The sequence below is a fragment of the Cytobacillus sp. FSL H8-0458 genome, from assembly GCF_038002165.1.
Classification (GTDB): Bacteria; Bacillota; Bacilli; order Bacillales; family Cytobacillaceae; genus Cytobacillus.
In genome coordinates, this window is the sequence record NZ_JBBOBR010000001.1 from 78,334 (window position 1) to 97,584 (window position 19,251).

General features: G+C 41.1%; 17 protein-coding genes. 14 read left to right on the forward strand and 3 right to left on the reverse strand.

Annotation, left to right across the window (positions count from 1 at the left end):
- Nucleotides 1-107: 107 nt before the first annotated feature.
- Nucleotides 108-737 carry a forespore capture DNA-binding protein RefZ gene (gene refZ, locus NYE23_RS00345; RefSeq protein ID WP_341074742.1) on the forward strand — a complete coding sequence of 210 codons (630 nt, stop codon included), beginning with the start codon at nucleotides 108-110 and terminating at the stop codon, nucleotides 735-737.
- Here the strand turns inward: refZ and hisJ are convergent, their stop codons facing one another.
- Nucleotides 738-1,535, reverse strand: a complete 798-nt coding sequence (gene hisJ, locus NYE23_RS00350; protein WP_341074745.1) for a histidinol-phosphatase HisJ — start codon at nucleotides 1,533-1,535, stop codon at nucleotides 738-740.
- 648 nt (nucleotides 1,536-2,183) lie between these two features.
- On the opposite strand from hisJ, the gene ezrA reads away from it, so the two are divergent.
- Entirely contained in the window at nucleotides 2,184-3,872 is a 1,689-nt protein-coding gene (ezrA, locus tag NYE23_RS00355; RefSeq protein WP_341074746.1) for a septation ring formation regulator EzrA, read from the forward strand.
- A gap of 182 nt (nucleotides 3,873-4,054) precedes the next feature.
- On the opposite strand, the gene brnQ is transcribed toward ezrA, so the two are convergent.
- Nucleotides 4,055-5,398: a branched-chain amino acid transport system II carrier protein gene (brnQ, locus tag NYE23_RS00360; protein WP_341074748.1), complete on the reverse strand. Its 1,344-nt coding sequence runs from the start codon at nucleotides 5,396-5,398 to the stop codon at nucleotides 4,055-4,057.
- A gap of 333 nt (nucleotides 5,399-5,731) precedes the next feature.
- Here brnQ and NYE23_RS00365 point away from each other — a divergent pair, with 333 nt between their 5' ends.
- From NYE23_RS00365 to rarD, 6 genes are all read left to right on the forward strand, one after another.
- Nucleotides 5,732-6,877 (forward strand): cysteine desulfurase family protein, encoded by a 1,146-nt coding sequence (locus tag NYE23_RS00365; protein ID WP_341074750.1) that lies wholly within the window; start codon nucleotides 5,732-5,734, stop codon nucleotides 6,875-6,877.
- Nucleotides 6,874-8,082, forward strand: a complete 1,209-nt coding sequence (gene thiI / locus NYE23_RS00370; RefSeq protein WP_445662576.1) for a tRNA uracil 4-sulfurtransferase ThiI — start codon at nucleotides 6,874-6,876, stop codon at nucleotides 8,080-8,082. The genes NYE23_RS00365 and thiI overlap by 4 nt, the downstream gene beginning before the upstream one ends.
- Before the next feature lie 302 nt (nucleotides 8,083-8,384).
- Nucleotides 8,385-8,588: an alpha/beta-type small acid-soluble spore protein gene (locus tag NYE23_RS00375; protein WP_035330326.1), complete on the forward strand. Its 204-nt coding sequence runs from the start codon at nucleotides 8,385-8,387 to the stop codon at nucleotides 8,586-8,588.
- 173 nt (nucleotides 8,589-8,761) lie between these two features.
- Nucleotides 8,762-10,351 carry an acyl-CoA synthetase MbcS gene (gene mbcS / locus NYE23_RS00380; protein ID WP_341074751.1) on the forward strand — a complete coding sequence of 530 codons (1,590 nt, stop codon included), beginning with the start codon at nucleotides 8,762-8,764 and terminating at the stop codon, nucleotides 10,349-10,351.
- A gap of 91 nt (nucleotides 10,352-10,442) precedes the next feature.
- Nucleotides 10,443-12,038 carry an amidohydrolase gene (locus tag NYE23_RS00385; RefSeq protein ID WP_341074752.1) on the forward strand — a complete coding sequence of 532 codons (1,596 nt, stop codon included), beginning with the start codon at nucleotides 10,443-10,445 and terminating at the stop codon, nucleotides 12,036-12,038.
- A 129-nt stretch (nucleotides 12,039-12,167) separates the two neighbouring features.
- Nucleotides 12,168-13,100 (forward strand): EamA family transporter RarD, encoded by a 933-nt coding sequence (gene rarD / locus NYE23_RS00390; RefSeq protein ID WP_341074753.1) that lies wholly within the window; start codon nucleotides 12,168-12,170, stop codon nucleotides 13,098-13,100.
- 318 nt (nucleotides 13,101-13,418) lie between these two features.
- Here the strand turns inward: rarD and NYE23_RS00395 are convergent, their stop codons facing one another.
- Nucleotides 13,419-14,219 carry an NAD kinase gene (locus NYE23_RS00395; RefSeq protein ID WP_341074754.1) on the reverse strand — a complete coding sequence of 267 codons (801 nt, stop codon included), beginning with the start codon at nucleotides 14,217-14,219 and terminating at the stop codon, nucleotides 13,419-13,421.
- A 249-nt stretch (nucleotides 14,220-14,468) separates the two neighbouring features.
- Here NYE23_RS00395 and sppA point away from each other — a divergent pair, with 249 nt between their 5' ends.
- The 6 genes from sppA (at nucleotide 14,469) to NYE23_RS00425 (ending at nucleotide 19,079) form a co-directional block, all read left to right on the forward strand.
- Nucleotides 14,469-15,479 carry a signal peptide peptidase SppA gene (gene sppA, locus NYE23_RS00400; protein ID WP_341074755.1) on the forward strand — a complete coding sequence of 337 codons (1,011 nt, stop codon included), beginning with the start codon at nucleotides 14,469-14,471 and terminating at the stop codon, nucleotides 15,477-15,479.
- A gap of 15 nt (nucleotides 15,480-15,494) precedes the next feature.
- Entirely contained in the window at nucleotides 15,495-16,079 is a 585-nt protein-coding gene (locus tag NYE23_RS00405; RefSeq protein ID WP_341074757.1) for an RDD family protein, read from the forward strand.
- An 81-nt stretch (nucleotides 16,080-16,160) separates the two neighbouring features.
- Nucleotides 16,161-16,856 (forward strand): DUF2953 domain-containing protein, encoded by a 696-nt coding sequence (locus NYE23_RS00410; protein ID WP_341080555.1) that lies wholly within the window; start codon nucleotides 16,161-16,163, stop codon nucleotides 16,854-16,856.
- Between the two features lie 17 nt (nucleotides 16,857-16,873).
- Nucleotides 16,874-17,338: a GerW family sporulation protein gene (ytfJ, locus tag NYE23_RS00415; protein WP_341074759.1), complete on the forward strand. Its 465-nt coding sequence runs from the start codon at nucleotides 16,874-16,876 to the stop codon at nucleotides 17,336-17,338.
- A gap of 130 nt (nucleotides 17,339-17,468) precedes the next feature.
- Entirely contained in the window at nucleotides 17,469-17,969 is a 501-nt protein-coding gene (gene tpx, locus NYE23_RS00420) for a thiol peroxidase (RefSeq protein ID WP_076260759.1), read from the forward strand.
- 126 nt (nucleotides 17,970-18,095) lie between these two features.
- Nucleotides 18,096-19,079 (forward strand): class I SAM-dependent methyltransferase, encoded by a 984-nt coding sequence (locus tag NYE23_RS00425; RefSeq protein ID WP_341074760.1) that lies wholly within the window; start codon nucleotides 18,096-18,098, stop codon nucleotides 19,077-19,079.
- The last annotated feature ends 172 nt before the right edge of the window (nucleotides 19,080-19,251 follow it).

Here is a 19,251-nt window from a genome sequence, read left to right on the forward strand (position 1 = left end):
TAGCAAGAATGTTTAATTATCACAACAAATCCGTTTTAACAAGCCATAGTTGAATTTGCTCATTAGTGTTAATTCGAGACTTAACAAAAGAAAGCGAGGCGGGAACTTTGAAAAAAAATTCAAAAGAGGCAATTGTGTCTGCCGCTATCTCCTTATTTAATACGAAGGGTTTTTCAGGGACTTCCATCCGTGATATTGCAGGCAAAGCTCAGACGAATCCAGCGAATATTGCATACTATTTCGATAACAAACACGGGCTGCTGGAATATTGCTTTACTGCGTTTTTTGAAGGGTATATTCAGGAGATAGAGAAGGGGTTTTCATTTCTTGAGCAGGGGGCGGCCCTGAGCCTGAAAAAAATGGCGCAAAATATCATGGTTTATCAATTTGAACATAGCCATTTAACAAGATTGATACTCCGGGAAATTTCAATAGATTCACAGGTAGTAAGGGAAATCATGTCCACGTATTTAGCAAAGGAAAAATTTTATTTTGGCAGGGTGCTTGAAAGGGGCATGAAAACAAAAGAGTTCCGTATCCATTCAGCCAATTATATTATTATCCAGCTGAAAGGACTCCTGTCCATGCCATTTCTGAACACACATTATATGTCTGAAGTTCTCCATGTATTTCCTCATGAAAAATATTTCGCGGATAAATATACGAAAGAAATATTCAATTGGGTTGATGGAGTCCTGTGCAATCATGCCGGAAAATCATATGCTGCTGTACTCTAATCATTTAAGGTGTTTCATTCTATCGAGGCCCTGACCCATGTCCTTTGCCTGATGGGAATCGGACCCATAAACCAGTGTAATGCCTTTTTTGGCCGCTGCTTCTGCAGCCCAATCGGGAGGATAGGACTCTTTGCATAACGGCTTGGCGAAACCGGCTCCGTTATAGTCGAGTTCATAGCCTTGAATATGCACCTCATCAAGTATTTGGTTTAGTTCCTCTCTAAATTCCCGATCAGCGGGATATTTTTTTTGGAATTTTTTCACCAGGGTGATATGCCCAACCCTTTTTGGTTTAAACGGCCCTAAATCTGCTTTTATTGATAGGAGCAAGGTGCGGAAGTAATTCAAATAAACCGCTTCAATAGAACCGTATTCTTCTATCATCTTTGCAAAAACATCCGGGCTGTAATCCAGGCATTCGTAGCGGCCCCCGTGCTTTAGAAAATGTACAGATAAAATAGAATCATCCAAATACTTTCCGTTTTTATCGAGGAAATCTCTGATCTCCCGTTCAAAGCCTTCAATGTAATCCACTTCAAGCCCCGCATTAATCCTGATTCTTCCTTGATAAGCAGCTTTTATTCTTGAAATATCAGTAAAATATGTTTCAAGATTCTCTTTGCTCATCGCACTGTCCCGGGCAGGTGCCGGGTCCTCAAAGCCCTCAGGGAGCGGAGCATGTTCAGTAAAAGAGATCTCCTTTAGACCCAGACTTATTGCTTTTTCAACATAATCTTCCAATGAATCCTTTGTTCCATGCGGGCAATAGGGTGTGTGGATGTGTCCGTCTTTTAGCATATCAAGAGCTTCCTTTCTGCAATGGTTTAATTGATGCAGTACTCAAGTCTCTTTTTTATATATCTCCTAAATAAAGAAGGAAATCATTTATAAAAAGCGAATTGTTTGTATTTGAACAGTTCATATAGTTCAATTAAAAAGGCGGTTTTCAGTTGCTTTTTGTATATTATTTTCTGAGTTGATTGCAGCGGAAGGTGCGAGATCCTCGAAAATGCTATCGCATTTTCTTCGTGCGATGTTTTTTCGGGGAAGCTTATTCAACGTCCTGCGGGAGTAGGGGGACAGGTGAGACCCCGCAGACGCGGAGCGTTGAGGAGGCTCACCGCCCGCCCCGCGGTTTGCTGAGCATCCTGGAGCAGCAATCAACGGACAACATTGAAAGGCAAAAACAACAATTTATACGAAAAGAACCTTGAAAAAAGCCATTTAAAAATACAGATGCTATAGTTATTTTTCGAAAATAGCATTTTAGGTGAGATATTAAAGAAGAAATTCATAAAAAAATGAAATAAATAGTCAAAAAATGTCGTTTACATGGTATCATAAAAGCATTGAAAATAACATGTGAAAATAAAGAAACGCCTCACGCTATTAAATAAAAACTTTAAATATACATACTGGCTCGGGAACAGAACAGGGGGCTTTAAAATGGAATACATAATTGGAGCTATAGTCATTCTTTTATGCCTATATCTCACCGGATATTTTTTAAAGAAAAAACATTACAAAGAAATTGACAGGCTGGAAACATGGAAGATGGACATAACGGACCGCCCTGTTCTAGATGAAATGTCTAGAGTTAAAAAGCTGAATATGACGGGGCAGACAGAGGAATTGTTTGAACGCTGGAGAAATGAATGGGATGAAATAGTTACATCACAGCTTCCGGATGTGGAAGAATTGTTATTTGATGCTGAAGAGAGCATAGATAAATACCGCTTTAAAAATTCCCAGGAAATTCAGGGGAGAATAGAAAAAAGATTAACCGAGATAGAAGAAAACATCAAAAATCTGCTTACTGAATTGAATGAGCTGGTAGGCAGTGAAGAGAAAAATCGAGCGGAAATTGAAGAATTGAAAGAAATGTACCGCCAATGCAAAAAGTCTCTTCTTGCACACCGCCATACATTCGGAAAATCCGAAAAAATTCTTGAAGAACAGCTGGATGAAGCATTGGCCAAATTTGAAGAGTTCGATGACAAAACCGAAAAGGGCAATTACCTTGAAGCACGTGAAATCCTTCTTATAATCAAAGCGCTTATTGAGGATTCACAAGCCAAAATGGAAGCTATACCAAGCCTGATGGTTGACTGTCAATCCAAGATTCCTTCCGAGCTGGAAGAGTTGAGAGATGGGTACAAGGAAATGCTGGAGCAGGGCTATCTGCTTGATCACCTGCAAATAGATAAAGAAATTGAGAGGCTTGAAGAACAAGTAAATGGATATGCCGGCTCCATTGATCAAGCACAAATCGAGGAAGTTCAAACAGGAGTCGAAGAGATTAAAGATAATATTGAACATCTGTATGATCTGCTCGAAAAGGAAGTACATGCCAGACATTACTTAAGCCAGCAGGATGAGGCAACGAGAACCATGCTTTATAATAACCGTGATATGAACAACCAGCTAAAGACTGAGATAGCTGCTGTCCGGAATAGCTATCATGTTCCAGAAAAGGACCTTGAAATTCAAATCCACCTGGAGAAAAAAATAAGCGGGCTGTTCAAAAAATTCGAAGTGCTGGAGCATAAGATTAAGAGCCAGAGTACTCCCCATACAGTTCTAAGAGAAGAGCTTGCGGAAGTCAAGGAACACATTGAGGAGATTTCAGATGAGCAGACAGCCTTTGCCGAAAAGCTTCAGGCTTTACGAAAAGACGAAATGTCTGCAAGGGAAAAAGTAAAAGAATTAAGCAAGAAAGTGGCTGAAACAATAAGGCTTATCACCAAAAACAACGTGCCAGGAGTTTCCCAGGAATATAAATACTTGATCCAGGATGCGAAAGAAAGCATAGATAATGTGCTGGCTAAGCTCGATGAAAAACCATTGAATATTCCTTCGGTCCAGCAATATCTTGAAGTTGCGGTGCTGACTGTTGATAAGGCTGCTGATTCTGTGAGTGATATGATTGAGACGATCCTTCTCGCTGAGAAGGTCATCCAATATGGCAACCGATACAGAAGCAGTTATCCATCTATTGATAATGGATTAAGAGAAGCAGAGGCCTCATTCAGAAGCTATGAATATAAAAAAGCATTGGAGCAGGCTGCCTCTTCAATTGAAGAAGTCGATCCGGGCGCAATCAAGAGAATTGAAGAATTAATAACTGAACAATAAAAAAAAACAGATCCGATTATCGGATCTGTTTTTTTTAAAAAGGAATCTGTCTGGCTCCATACGCCGATAAGCGGGCGCATGGAGCTTCTTTATCGCAGTCAAACTGCCCGTAAAGGCCCGATTGGTTCAACTAACAATCAGCGGGGAGAAAAGCACTCCCTGCTGATTGAAGTTTCACTTTATTATTCGTTGCCAGCAATTGTTTTTTTTGACTCCCCAACTGCAATTGCCAGGAAGTAGCCTATAACAGCCCCTGCTATGGCAGGCACAATCCAGCCGATACCCTCAGCAAAAAATGGGAGGAATTGAAGTGAGTCTGTGATAAAGGATACATCCATTCCAGCTGTTTTTAGGCCATCCACAAAACTAATTAATCCTGTTGGAATTAATGCTCCAATATATACGACAGAGTAGCCATTAAAGGCATTGTGCATAAAGGATAGCGATATCAGTACAATGGCCAGCGGATAAATTATGATCAAAATTGGCAATGAAAGCTGAATCAGCTGAGTTAAACCAATGTTTGCAACCACCATACTGAACAGTGAAAGGATGATTACAATGGTTTTATAGGATATTTTTGGGAGCAGTTTATGAAAGTATTGCGCACAAGCGGAAACGAGACCGATTGAGGTTGTCAGGCATGCTACCGTTATGGCCAGCCCCAGGATCACTGCTCCCGCAGATCCAAATAGATATTGAGAAGCGGCAGATAGGATGGCGCCGCCATTATCGAATTCACCTATAGCTTCCGTACTTGTTGCACCGATATATGCAAGAGATAAATATACCGCCGCAAGACCGGCAGCAGCTATCAGTCCGGCAGTAATGCAAATTTTCATAAGTGAGTGTTTATTTGTCACACCCATACCCTGTATTGAACTGATAACGATAATACCGAATACCAGAGCTGCAATTGTATCCATCGTCAGGTAACCTTCAATGAAGCCTTTAAAGAACGGCCCCTCTGCATATGCCCCCTCTGGCGCCTGCAGTTCGCCCATAGGAGTAATAATGCTTTTTATAACCAGAACAGCAAGAATAATGAGCAAGGCAGGTGTAAAAATATTGCCGATTCTATCCACTAATTTCGATGGATTGAGAGAAAGCCAGGCTGTGATGCCAAAAAAAGCAATGGTATAAATCAATAGCGAAAAAGTACTATTGGAAGCGGTTTCAGATAAGAACGGAGTAACCCCAATTTCATAAGCAACTGTCCCTGTACGCGGGATTCCGAAAAATGGTCCAATGGCTAAGTACATAATAATAGTAAAAATAATTCCGTATAAAGGGTGAACGCGGCTTGCAATTGTCTGTAAATCACCATTTTTGGCAATGGCGATAATACCTAGAAGCGGCAATCCAACCCCTGTAATTAAAAATCCAATAATAGCAGTCCATACACTTGTGCCGGCAGCTTGTCCCAGGAAGGGAGGAAAAATCATATTTCCTGCCCCAAAGAATAGAGCAAATAACATGAGTCCGACGGCGAGAATTTGTTTTGGTGCCAATGTTTTATTCTCCATATATATCCTCCTGAAATAGTTCCATATCATAATGTTTAGAACATTTTCATATTAGCACAGGAACTAAAAAAAATGTCGAAAAAATACGAAGTCTCAATATTTAGTATTTTATAATAATAAAATTGAAATGTACTGTGCTCAAATTACAATAATATCAGCTTTCCACTTGAAAATTAATCTATTCATTTGGTTAAACTGTTCAAACTTGCTTAATTTAAATAGTAAAGAATTGATTATTTGGTTAAAAAGCTTCAATTACAATTTCCAATCTTCAGTGGTTATGATATGATTTAAAGTTGGCTATAGGGTTATCGGAAAGGAAAGGAGAAGACCGTGATTTATTTAGATAACAGTGCTACAACTAAACCATATAAAGAAGTGCTTGATTCTTATATAAAGGTTTCTTCAGAATACTTTGGGAATCCCTCTTCCCTGCACGAATTTGGAGGTAAGGCAGAGAGGCTGCTGATGCAGGCGCGTGAGCAAATTGCCCAATTGTTGAATGTTAAGAACAACGAAGTATATTTCACATCCGGAGGGACAGAAAGCAATAACCTTGCTATAAAAGGAACTGCATTAATGCATAGGAAAAGAGGCAGCCATATTATCACCACCGGCCTGGAACATGCTTCTGTAAGGGAGACTGCAGATCAGCTGAAAGAATTGGGCTATCGAATTACCGTCATTGAACCGGACAGTAAAGGTATTATCCATGCTGAAGACATTGAAAAGGAAATTACACAGGAAACTGTTTTAGTGTCTGTTATGCACGTAAATAATGAAATTGGTTCCATTCAGCCAATAAATGAAATAGGTGCGATGCTGAAGAAACATGCGCGGGTCATATTCCATGTAGACCATGTCCAGGGAATCGGCAAAGTTCCTCTTGACCTTTATCAGTCGAGCGTAGATTTGTGTACGATTTCTGCTCATAAATTCCACGGTTTGAAGGGGAATGGAGTTTTGTTCATTCGTGAGGGACTTCGTCTTTCGCCGTTGCTATCCGGGGGCAATCAGGAATGGAAAATGAGAAGCGGCACAGAAAATGTAGCTGGAATTGTAGCGATGGCAAAGGCACTAAGGCTTACGATGAATAATATGGAAAGACATTTAAGCCGGCTTACATCCATCAAAACCTATATTATGGAGGAGATAGGAAGAATTGAGGGCATTACAGTTCATACCCCTGAAAAAAATTCTGCTCCTCACATCGTCAATTTCTCCATAAAAGGATTCAAAGCAGAGGTATTTGTCCACGCTTTAGAAGAGCACGGAATTTTCATTTCAACTACAAGTGCCTGCTCTTCGAAGAAATCTGCTGCCAGCAGTACCCTGTTGGCTATGGGAATTCCTGAAATGGATGCAAAAAGTGCAGTCCGTGTCAGTTTGTCTTATGATAATACGAAGGAAGAGGCAGAGATTTTTATACAGGCGGCAAAAGAGACCGTTATTAGGCTAAGAGAGGTTATGAAACCATGATAAATTATGACCGTATACTTATACGATATGGAGAAATCTCCACAAAAGGCAGAAACCGCAATAAGTTTGTCGATAAACTAAGAAAAAGCATATACGATGTGCTGAATGAATTTCCCGGCATCAAGATAGAATCTACAAGAGACCGAATGTACGTTGTTTTGAATGGTGCTGATGGCAGAGAGGTTGCTGATCGCCTTAAAGGCATCTTTGGCATTCAGTCATTTAGTCCCGCTGTGAAAGTCAATAAAGATATCGAAGAAATGAAAGCAGCAGCATTGGCATTGTTTTTAAAACATTTTAATGAAGGAAAGACTTTCAAGATTACGGCTAAGAGAGCCGATAAAAGCTTTCCTTTAAATACTGACGAACTTAATCATGAATTTGGCGGACACCTCCTGAAGAATGTACAGGGTCTAAAAGTGAACGTAAAAAAACCGGATATCAATCTGCAGATTGAAGTCCGTGAAGAAGCGGCTTACTTATCATGCGAAACGATTGAGGGGGCTGGCGGCCTTCCTGCAGGTTCGAGCGGAAAAGCCATGCTTATGCTCTCCGGGGGAATTGACAGCCCGGTAGCAGGTTACTTATCCATGAAGAGAGGATTGGAAATTGAAGCTGTCCATTTTCACAGCCCGCCTTTCACGAGTGAGCGTGCAAAGCAAAAAGTAATTGATTTGACAGAAAAGCTTGCGAATATTGCTGGAACTGTTGTTCTCCATATTGTCCCATTTACTGAAATCCAGCAGCAGATCCATCAGCAGGTTCCTTCGAATTATACGATGACAACAACAAGAAGATTAATGCTCCGGATCACTGATGAAATCCGCGATAAAAACGATGGCCTGGCCATTATCACCGGGGAAAGCCTTGGACAGGTAGCAAGCCAGACACTTGAGAGCATGTTTGCCATTAACGATGTCACGACAACACCTATTCTGCGGCCGCTGATCACAACGGATAAATCAGAAATCATCGACATTGCCCAAACCATCGATACGCACGATATATCGATCAGGCCATTTGAAGATTGCTGTACCGTTTTTGTTCCTTCATCACCGAAAACAAAACCAAAACGCGAAAAAGTCCGCCGCTTTGAAAGCTTTGTTGACTTTGAACCTCTTATCGCAAAAGCAGTTGAGGATACCGAAAAGCTGGTTATTAAACCTCAATTGCGCAATGAAGACTCTTTTGGGGAGTTATTTTAATTTACATTCGGGATAATGTTTAAAGTGGTATATGGATAAAGGCTTTATTTTGCTGAGATGATTGTAGCGGAGGGCGCTTGCTCCTGCGGGAGGAGAGGGAACGGGAGACCCCGCAGGCGAAGCCGAGGAGCTCTGTTCCTCCCCGCGGAAAGCAAGTGACCGCAGCGGCAAATCAACGGGCTTCATCTAAATGCTAAAACAGCCTTTGAACTTCAAAAAAATAATACAACAATTACCAATTAATTAGTGTATATGGCCATGTGATTCTACACATTCTATACTCACAAGGAGGTGAAAATCACATGGCAAACAACAACAGCTCAAACCAACTTCTAGTTCCTGGAGTACAACAAGCTCTTGACCAAATGAAGTACGAAATCGCTACTGAATTCGGTGTAAACCTTGGTGCTGAAACTACTTCTCGCGCTAACGGTTCTGTAGGTGGAGAAATCACTAAGCGTTTAGTTCAAATGGCTGAACAGCAATTAGGCGGTTTCCAAAGATAATTAAATAATATGGCTACAAGGAGCAGGAATCATTCCTGCTCCTTATTTTTATGCAAAAAATACTTTCAAAAAATAAATAATTTTAAATTTTAGAATAATTTAGTATAATAATTTCTATAGAATATACAGCCATGTTTATACACCGGAAAAAGACATTGTCAGGGGGAGATTCGATGAAACGGGAAGACTTAATCGCACCGGAGAAGTACAATCTCGTATCAGAAATGGAGCGGTTTGCCGGAAATAAGGACAAACTTGCAATTAAGTGGGAAAATGAGCGTGGAGAAAAGAAAGAGATTACATACAATGAACTGATTCACAATGCAAACAAAATTGGAAACGTTTTCTTGGAAAATGGTTTGAATAAGGGGGATGTTATTCTTATCATTGTTCCAAGACTGATTGAAGCTTATCAGGTTTACATTGCATCACTAAAAGCGGGAATTGTTGTTATACCAAGTTCAGAAATGCTTCGTTCGAAAGATCTGCAATACCGCATTAATCATGGCGATGTTAAAGCTATCGTAAGTTATTATCCATATGTTGACCAATTTAAAGATATTAAGGAAGCAGAAGTCCTGCCAAAATTTGTGATAGGCGGAAATGCAGATGGCTGGATCGGTCTGGACGAGGAAATGAAACAGGCTTCACCGGAACTTTCATTGGCTGAAACTTCCCAGGATGACATGGCATTTCTTTCATATACATCTGGAACAACCGGAAACCCTAAAGGTGTAGTACATACACATGGCTGGGCATTTGCTCACCTAAAAACAGCAGCACCGAACTGGTTATGCATTAATGAAGGTGATACAGTATGGGCAACTGCTGGCCCCGGCTGGCAAAAGTGGATCTGGAGCCCGTTTCTTTCCGTTCTGGGTTCTGGTGCCACCGGAGTTGTCTACAATGGAAAGTTTGAGCCGAAAAAATACTTGCAGCTATTAGAAGATTATCAGGTAAATGTCCTTTGCTGCACACCGACTGAATACAGGCTGATGGCAAAGGCTGACAATATTCATGAATACAAGCTGCCTGCCCTTCATAGTGCTGTTTCGGCGGGTGAACCGCTCAACCGGGAAGTGATTGATACATTTAAGAAGCATTTTAACGTGAATGTCCGTGATGGGTATGGACAGACAGAAAATACCCTGCTTGTCGGCATTACAAAGGATATGCAGCTAAAAGCAGGCTCAATGGGCAAACCGACTCCAGGCAACAGAGTCGACATTATAAATGAAGACGGTGAAGTATGTGCTGTGGGTGAGACAGGAGATATTGCTGTCCATATAGAAACTCCTGCACTCTTTAAAAATTATTATAAAGACCCGGAAAGAACTGCTATGCAATTCCGCGGTGATTACTATATTACCGGAGATAAAGCAAAGAAAGATGAAGATGGCTATTTCTGGTTTGAAGGCCGCGGTGATGATATTATTATCAGCTCTGGCTATACGATCGGACCATTCGAGGTGGAAGACGCACTTGTAAAGCATCCGTATGTAGCAGAATGTGCAGTTGTAGGAAGTCCTGATGAAGTGCGCGGATCGATCGTTAAAGCATTTGTTGTATTAAGGGAGGGTGTCGACCAAAACGATCCCACCATTGTTTCCCAGCTGCAGGAGCATGTAAAAGAGCTGACAGCTCCTTATAAATATCCTCGGAAAATTGAGTTTTTGTCTGAGCTGCCAAAAACGACTTCTGGAAAAATCATGCGTGTGGAATTGCGGAAAAAAGAAGCGGAAACTGCTTCAGCGCAAAACTGAATGCTTTGAAAAATACAGGCGGAATTCCGCCTGTATTTTTGTTATACTATGGTAAATGTGAACTTTTACTTATTAAAGGAGAAAAGATTATATGGGAACGCTATGGCACGGGGGGTCGATATATACCCTTCAGCAGGAAGGCCATCAAATAGAGGCCGTTTTTACAGAAGGCAGCCAAATTATTGAAATTGGCTCCTTGGGAGATTTAAGGGATAAGTATAAAGAAGAGATTCAAAAGGAGATCGATCTGCAGGGAAGCACCATGCTGCCGGGATTTGTGGATAGCCATATGCATCTCATCGGGCATGGAGAAAGGCTGATAAGGCTCGACTTATCTGAGCACACATCAAAGCAGGAAGTTCTTCAGGCTGTTAAGCAATTTTCTGAGACTATAGAAGAGGGAGAGTGGGTCATTGGGGAAGGCTGGAATGAAAATTTATGGGATCAGCCGGAGCCTATATATGCTTCTGAGCTGGACCAATTTGTTCCCGATCACCCTGTTATGCTGAAACGTGTGTGCAGACATGCTCTTGCAGTCAATTCTCTTGGATTATCCAAAGCAAATATTACTGAAGATACTGAATGTCCTCCAGGAGGAGTAATTGAAAAAGATGAACTTGGAAAACTAAATGGACTTTTGAAGGATCAGGCCCAAGAGCTTTTATACAATGTGATGCCTGCTGTCTCAGAAGGCTATTTAAGGAAGGCGCTTCACGCTGCCATTAATGACGCCTATAAACTCGGATTGACAGGAGGGCATACTGAGGATCTCAATTATTATGGAGGGTTCACTCAGACCTATCAGGCCTTCAAGCAGGTAATTGAGGAGGAAGGTCTTTCTTTCCGGGCACATCTGCTGGTTCATCATGAAGTTGCGGATGAAATGAAGGAATCAGGCGGAGGATTTTTAGCGGGAAGTAGACATATAGAGTTTGGTGCTATGAAGATATTTGCCGATGGAGCTTTGGGGGGAAGGACGGCTTTACTAAGCCATCCTTATGCAGATGATCCATCCACTTCGGGAGTTGCTATTTTCTCACAGGAGCAGCTTGATGCTTTAGTGGAGAAAGCCCGCAAACATGAAATGCCAGTTGCCATCCATACGATTGGAGATTTGGCATTTGAAATGGCATTAAATGCAATAGAAAAGCATCCATTGGAAGGACTTGGGAGAGACAGACTGATTCATGCTCAAATATTGCGCAAGGAGCTTATTGAAAGGGCTAAAAAACTGCCTTTAATCCTTGATATTCAGCCGAGATTTACAGCCTCCGACTTTCCTTGGGTGATCGACCGTATTGGTGAAGAAAATATGGAATATTGCTACGCATGGAAGACACTGCTGAAAGAAGGAGTACATTGTGCAGGGGGCTCTGACGCACCGATTGAGCCGGCTAATCCATTTCTTGGAATTCATGCAGCTGTTACCAGAACAAACATAGATGACCCGCATAACACGGTCTATTATCCAAGTGAGGCATTATCTGTGTATGAAGCAGTATGTTTATTCACTAAAGGCAGTGCATATGCTGCCTCCCATGAAAATGATAGAGGTGTCATAAGAGAAGGGTATCTGGCAGATTTCACTATTTTAAATGAAGATATTTTTAAAATGCCAATAGGACAAATTGCAGCCGTTACCGTAAATAAAACTGTAATTGACGGAAAAATAGTATACGAAAGATAAACAAAAATGTCAGGTGCCTATCCAATAGGGACCTGGCATTCTTTTTGGCAGGAAAAAATGATTGCAAACCTTTTTAAGGCAGACTTATAATATAAATATTTCGATACTAGAAAGAATTGAGGAAATGCAATGAAAAATAATGAAGTGCAAATGGGAGCTCTATACGCAGGGGTTGCGTACTTTTTATGGGGGGTTTTACCCGTTTATTGGAAATTGGTGGACCACGTACAGGCAGATGAAATTTTGGCTAACAGGATTCTTTGGTCATTCTTCTTTATGCTGATTATTTTGCTGGTCTCAAAAAAGTGGAATGCTTTTGCTGCAACACTTAAAGGATTTAAAACAAACAAAAAGCAGCTTTTCGCCCTTGTGATTGCCTCCATTCTGATCAGCACCAACTGGTTTTTATATATTTGGGCGGTCAATACCGATCAGATGATTGAGGCCAGTCTCGGCTATTATATTAATCCGCTCGTAAGTGTGATTCTGGGCATGCTGGTTTTTAAAGAGAAACTATCACCTGCGCAATATGTATCTTTTGGGTTTGCGTTTGCCGGAGTTATGATTTTGACTGTCAGCTATGGGCGGTTCCCCTGGATAGCCATTGTTCTCGCATTATCCTTTGGTCTATACGGGCTTGCCAAAAAGCTTATAAAAGTGGATTCGGCTATTGGCTTAACGCTGGAAACATTAGTAGTGACTCCGCTCGCATTTATTTATATGGTGATGCTTTTTATCAATGATAAGCAGGCTTTTCTGGATGTTTCGATCAGCACGGACTTGCTCCTTATTGGGGCAGGAGCTGCCACAGCAGTGCCGCTCTTGTACTTTGCCAAAGGAGCTCAAAGGATACCGATGTCCATGCTTGGCTTTCTGCAGTATATTGCGCCGACAATTACGCTGATTCTGGGAATCTTTGTTTATCATGAGCACTTTACAAAACTTCACATGCTTTCCTTTATGTTTATCTGGCTGGCTTTAACGATTTACTCTGTTTCGAGGACAAAACTTTTTACCCATTGGGAAACAAAACTAAAGCGCGGAAAAGGTATTGGCATATAGAAAAAAGAGTTTCGCACCAGCATGCGAAACTCTTTTTTTATTTTCTTATAAATTGTTGTTTTCCCTATCAATGTTGTCCGTTGATTTCCGCTCCAGGCTGCTCAGCGAAACGCGGGGCGGGCGGTGAGCCTCCTAGACGCTTGCGCGTCTGCGGGGTCTCACTTGTCCCGCTACTCCCGCAGGACGTTGAATAAGCTTCCCCGAAAAAACATCGCACGAAGAAAATGCGATAGCATTTTCGAGGGTCTCGCACCTTCCGCTCCAATCAACTCAGTAAAATAATATACAAAGAGTAACAAACCTTGCGAAAACAGCCTTTTATAAAAATGTCCTCTTCACTTTTTCCCAGAAGGAGTTGTCCTTCAGTTTTACGGTCTTAATAATTTTGCTGCTTAGTTTTATATCAATCTTTTCAACATGCTGAATGCTTAAGGCTTCATTATCCATTCCCATTGTAGGATGGTCATTGCCATCTTGAACCACTTTGAGAGTCAGCTGCCGGTTTCCGCTCAGTATAAAAGAGGATCCAAGTGTACGATAGCGGTTATTATTCAATGAAGCGAGTTCGCTCACCTGCATGCATGGCAGCAGCGGGTCAACAACGGCTCCATTTACTGACTTATTATAGGCTGTGCTTCCGGTTGGAGTGGCAACAATCATTCCGTCCCCGCGGAAAGTTTCAAAATGGAAATCATCGATAAAGACATCGATTACAAATGTCTTAATAATGGCAGATCGGATGCTGAATTCATTTAAGCACTGAAAGGATGTCTGGTCATCAACTGTAACATCAATAGTGGGATAGCGTCTTACTTCGACTTGTTCATTTGTCATTGCCTCCACCATCTTGTCTGTATCATCAAGGTGGAAATCACAGTACAGGCTCAGGCTTCCAGTTGTTGAAATTCCTGCATATAAACAATCATCTCTATAGCCGGTTTTACGGACAGACTGCAAAAACGTTCCGTCTCCCCCTATGCTTACAATGATATTGGCCTTTTTGAAGTCATTGACGATCGTAAAGGCATGCTCCTCAGCCAGGCTGTAAAGAGGTGCTACTTTTTCCATCGTTTCTTCATCTTTTTTGTGATAAAAGTATATATTGCGTCTTTCAGGCATATTCATTCCTCCAAGCAGTAAGAAAGTTATGAAAAATCAGGGGGAAATGTCTTGATGATATTCTTTCCCAAATAATTCAAATTTTGCTATGATTATGGTTGTTGAGTTCAGTTTACCTTTTTTTGAAACATTTTTAAAGTTTTATACGTATGAAGAATATGTGACAAATAGGTTTCTGAAAATCATAATCAGTCAAACAAGGCAGCTGGTTATGTTAGGAGAGAGCATTTTAAAAGGAGGATTTTCTTAATGAATGGAAAACGTTGGGCTGCATTGGGAATAGCAGCAGGTTTGTTTGTATTTTCCGTTGTGCTGAATTTTGTGACTGCATTTGCATTTACAGATTTTGAAAGCTCGGTAAATGAACTGTTTGCAGGAGGCAATGAAGCATTCTTGGAAGAAGTCATTGAAGAGGGAAATGCACAGAAAAAGATTGCCGTGCTCGATGTAAATGGAGTGATTCAGGATACGGGTGATGCAGCTTCTTTATTTGCAAGCCCGGGATATAATCACAAAGGATTCATGGATAATCTTGACTATGTAAAAGAAGACAGTACAGTAAAGGCGATTGTCATAAAGGTTAATTCTCCAGGCGGAGGGGTAGTGGAAAGCGCCGAAATACATGATAAGATTATTGAAATTCAAAAAGAAACAAAGAAGCCGGTATACATATCAATGGGATCTATGGCTGCATCAGGAGGCTATTATATATCTGCTCCGGCTGACAAAATTTTTGCAAGTCCCGAGACATTGACCGGTTCTCTGGGTGTTATCATGCAGGGCTATAATTATGCGGGGCTTGCTGAAAAATATGGTGTCGAGTTCGTTACGATAAAGAGCGGTCCATATAAAGATATCATGAGCCCTACCAGGGAGATGACGGATGAGGAAAGAAAAATCCTTCAATCCATGATTAATAATTCATACGAGGGATTTGTTAAAGTTATTTCGGAAGGCCGCGGATTAACTGAGTCACAGGTGAAGGAAATTGCGGACGGCCGCATTTATGACGGGCGTCAGGCGAAAGAACTGAATCTGATTGATGGTTTTGGCTATGACGATGATGTTATTGAACAAATAAAGAAAGACCATAAATTAAATGGTGCTCAGGTTGTAAAGTATACCGAGAATTTCGGGTTCGGCTCCATGTTCAGCATGGGAGCGCGAAAAATCATGGGTGATGACCTGGAAATGGCAGGAGTGATGAAGTTGCTATCACAGCCAAACTCACCGCGTTTAATGTATCTTTATGCTGAATAAGGAGGGGGAGAAAAGATGACTTCAAATGATCCGAATGAAAGAGAGCTTGTCCATCCTGATTTAAAGCAGGATGAAGACGGGGTCGATTCAGCCTATGATGAAGCAGATCCGGCTGGTAAGGAAACGGTCACACAGGCAGAAACCCTCCCCATTCCAAAAGTTTCGGCACCCATCAGGTTTGCCGGTTTCTGGATGAGATTTTGGGCTTATCTTTTAGATTTGGCTGTGGTAGGCAGTGTAGACCGGATATTGATCAATCCTATTTTCAGAGCATTGGATATTCCTCTGCATGAAAGCAGTTTGTTTGCTCCGATTTCCATAGCAACTGCCATTACGTTTTACGCCTATTTTGTGCTGATGACAAAGTTTTTTGGCCAGACGCTCGGGAAAATGGTATTTGGTTTACGAGTAGTAGATCTTAAAGGAGAAAAGCTGACATGGGGCACAATTTTGTTCCGTGAATGGATCGGCCGTTTTATATCAGCGACCATTTTTGTGGGGTATGTGATTGTAGCCTTCCTGCCAAAGAAACAGGGACTGCATGATCTTTTTGCAGATACCTCTGTTGTTCACGAAAGGCAAAATGAACAAGTCATTTAATGTGGAAGCCTGTCACCGTCTGGTGGCAGGTTTATTTTTATTTAGTTGGGCATAATACAAAGCTGAAAGGGTGTGAAAAAAGTGAAGTGGCTCCTGATTGCCGTAATTGCCCTCATACTTCTTTTAATTTTAGTTATGATAACAAAACTAAAGATATATTTTCATTTTTACCATGGAAATGATAATGATCATTTGAAAATCCAATTGAAAGCCTGGTTCGGGCTGATCAGATACAAAATTGAAGTCCCGCTGATAAAGGTTGATGATAACTCGCCAACGATTGTCGTAAAGGAAAAGACGGCTGCAGGGCCACAGGAAAATACTTCTGGCAAAGATACTAAGCAATACTCCGCGACTGATTTTCTTAATAGTCTGCATGACACGAAAGCTATAATTAATCATATTGTGTCTCTCCACAAAATAATACGGAAATTTTTAAAGCATGTAACCATCCGGAATCTTGAATGGCATACTTTTGCAGGCCTTGGGGATGCAGCCCATACGGGGATGATCACCGGGGCTCTCTGGGCGATAAAAGGGAGCATTCTAGGATTAATAAGTCATTATATGAAACTGAAAACTCCTCCCAGAATCACTGTTACTCCCCATTTTCAATTTTCCGTTTCACAAACAGCCATTTCATGTATGATTCACTTTCGTGTCGGGCATGCTATGTTAGCAGGAATTAAACTGATCAAATATTGGAAAGGCGGACGGCCGGACTTCAGGACTAAGCCGCTATCTGCCTTATCTGATGATGGTACTAAAACTGTCTAAAAGAGGAGGAGCAATGAATGTCTGACCATCCTATTCAAGGGCTTATGACAACTGCCATGGAAAACCTGAAAGAAATGATTGATGTTAACACCATAATCGGGGATCCAGTAGAAACCCCAGATGGCAGTGTAATTTTAACCGTTTCAAAGGTTGGCTTTGGCTTTGCGGCAGGAGGAAGCGAATTTATGCTTGATGGACAATCAGGCGAGGAAAAGGGCCACCCGTTTGGCGGCGGCAGCGGAGGCGGTGTCTCCATCACACCAATCGCCTTTTTGATTGTCAATTCCCACGGGGTAAAAATGGTTCATCTCGATGAAAGCACTCATTTGTATGAGAAAATTCTTGACCTTGCCCCGCAGGCAGTTGATAAAATTCAGCAGATGTTTAATAAGAAAGAAAACGGGTCCGGCAGCCAGCAAGGCCAGAATCAGCAGGAAAACAGTGATGAGTACAACGGACCTAAACAGGATCTTGATATCTAAGAGGAGAAGGAAGTTAACTTTCCTATGGAGAGTTAACTTTTTTCTTGGAATGTAACCTTAATAATTGCAAAAAAGATTCTGAAAAGATATGATTTACACTGTACATAAGTGATTAAGGAGGACGATTTAAATGGCATCAATTACGTTCAAAGGAAATCCTGTAACATTGCTGGGCAATGAAGTAAAAGCAGGAGATAAAGCTCCTGAATTCAAGGTCCTGGCAAATGATCTTTCTGAAGTTACACTAGCTGATTCAAAAGGACAAGTACGTCTAATCAGCGTAGTTCCTTCTATCGACACGGGCGTTTGTGATGCACAGACACGCCGTTTTAACGAAGAAGCTTCCAAGCTTGATAATGTTAAAATTCTTACTGTAAGCGTAGATCTTCCGTTTGCTCAAAAGCGCTGGTGTGCAGCAGCAGGCATTGAAAATGTTCAAACTGTTTCCGATCACCGCGATCTGTCTTTCGGAGAAGCTTATGGGGTAGCCATCCAGGAACTTCGTCTATTGGCTCGTGCCGTTTTTGTTGTCGATTCGAACGACACTGTGACATATGCGGAATATGTAAGTGAAGCAACAGATCATCCAAATTATGAAGCAGCAGTGGAAGCTGCTAAACAAGCGAAATAATATAGAAAATTGGAAGCTCCGGATTTGTTCCGGGGCTTTGTTTTTTTCGTTCCTCAGCACCAAACTTGTGAATGAACCAAAAGCCCGTTAAAATAGGAAAAAGAATAAGGACGGGAGGAATATGCTGTGAAAATAACTCCGGTTGAGGATTTATTTACGATTTTAAACGAAACGGCTGTAATTATGCAGGAAGAACTGCATTGTACATACTTAGAAGCTCTTGCTGAAACAGGAGAGAATTTATTTCATGAAAGTATTCTTCAGGATGAGCTCAGTGAATTAACAGTTAAAAGGCTCAGGAAGAGTTATGAATCCATTGACTTAAGCAGCTGCACAAAAGAAGAAATCAGAAAATCCTTTCAGCTTGCTATATTAAAAGGCATGAAAGAAAATGTACAGCCCAATCATCAGATGACTCCTGATGCAGTGGGAATGCTGATGGGGTATCTTGTCGAAAAGTTCATTCAGGAAAAAAGATTCCGCCTGCTGGATCCTGCAGTAGGAACAGGAAATTTATTGACTACTGTTATGAATCACCAAAGCGGTAAAGTGATTGAGGCAACCGGGATTGAGATTGATGACTTATTGATCAAGCTTGCTTATATAAATGCCAATTTGCAGGAGCACCCCATTCAATTCTTCAACCAGGATAGCCTTGAACCGCTGTTTATAGAATCTGCTGATGCCGTAGTAAGTGATCTGCCTATCGGATATTATCCGAATGATGTACGTTCAGCTGAGTATAAGCTAAAAGCGGATGAGGGGCATTCCTATTCTCATCACTTATTTATTGAGCAGAGCATGAATCATGTGAGATCTGGCGGCTATTTATTTTTTATCATTCCAAATGGTATTTTCGAAAGTGACCAGGCTCCTAAGCTGCATGAATTCATTAAGGAAAATGCCTATATTCAAGGATTGATACAGCTGCCGCTCACTATGTTCAAAAATGAAAAAGCGGCCAAAAGCATCTTCATCCTTCAAAAGAAAGGGGAAGGAGTCACTCCCCCTAAACAGGCTCTCCTGGTCAACTTGCCAAGCTTATCCAAAACAGCAGAGGCCGAAAAAATCCTCAAGAAAATCGATGTCTGGTTTAAAGAAAGCAAATAAGGATAAACGAAAAGAAGCTGCATTTTGCCGGCTTCTTTTTTAAATGAATAAATATAAGGAAGTATCAGAAAATATTTAATTTAACATGAAAACGATACCATTGCAAGGTCCTTCTTGAAATGTATTGCATACAGTGTTTAAATGGAAAATTGAGAGATATTAATTGTGGCCG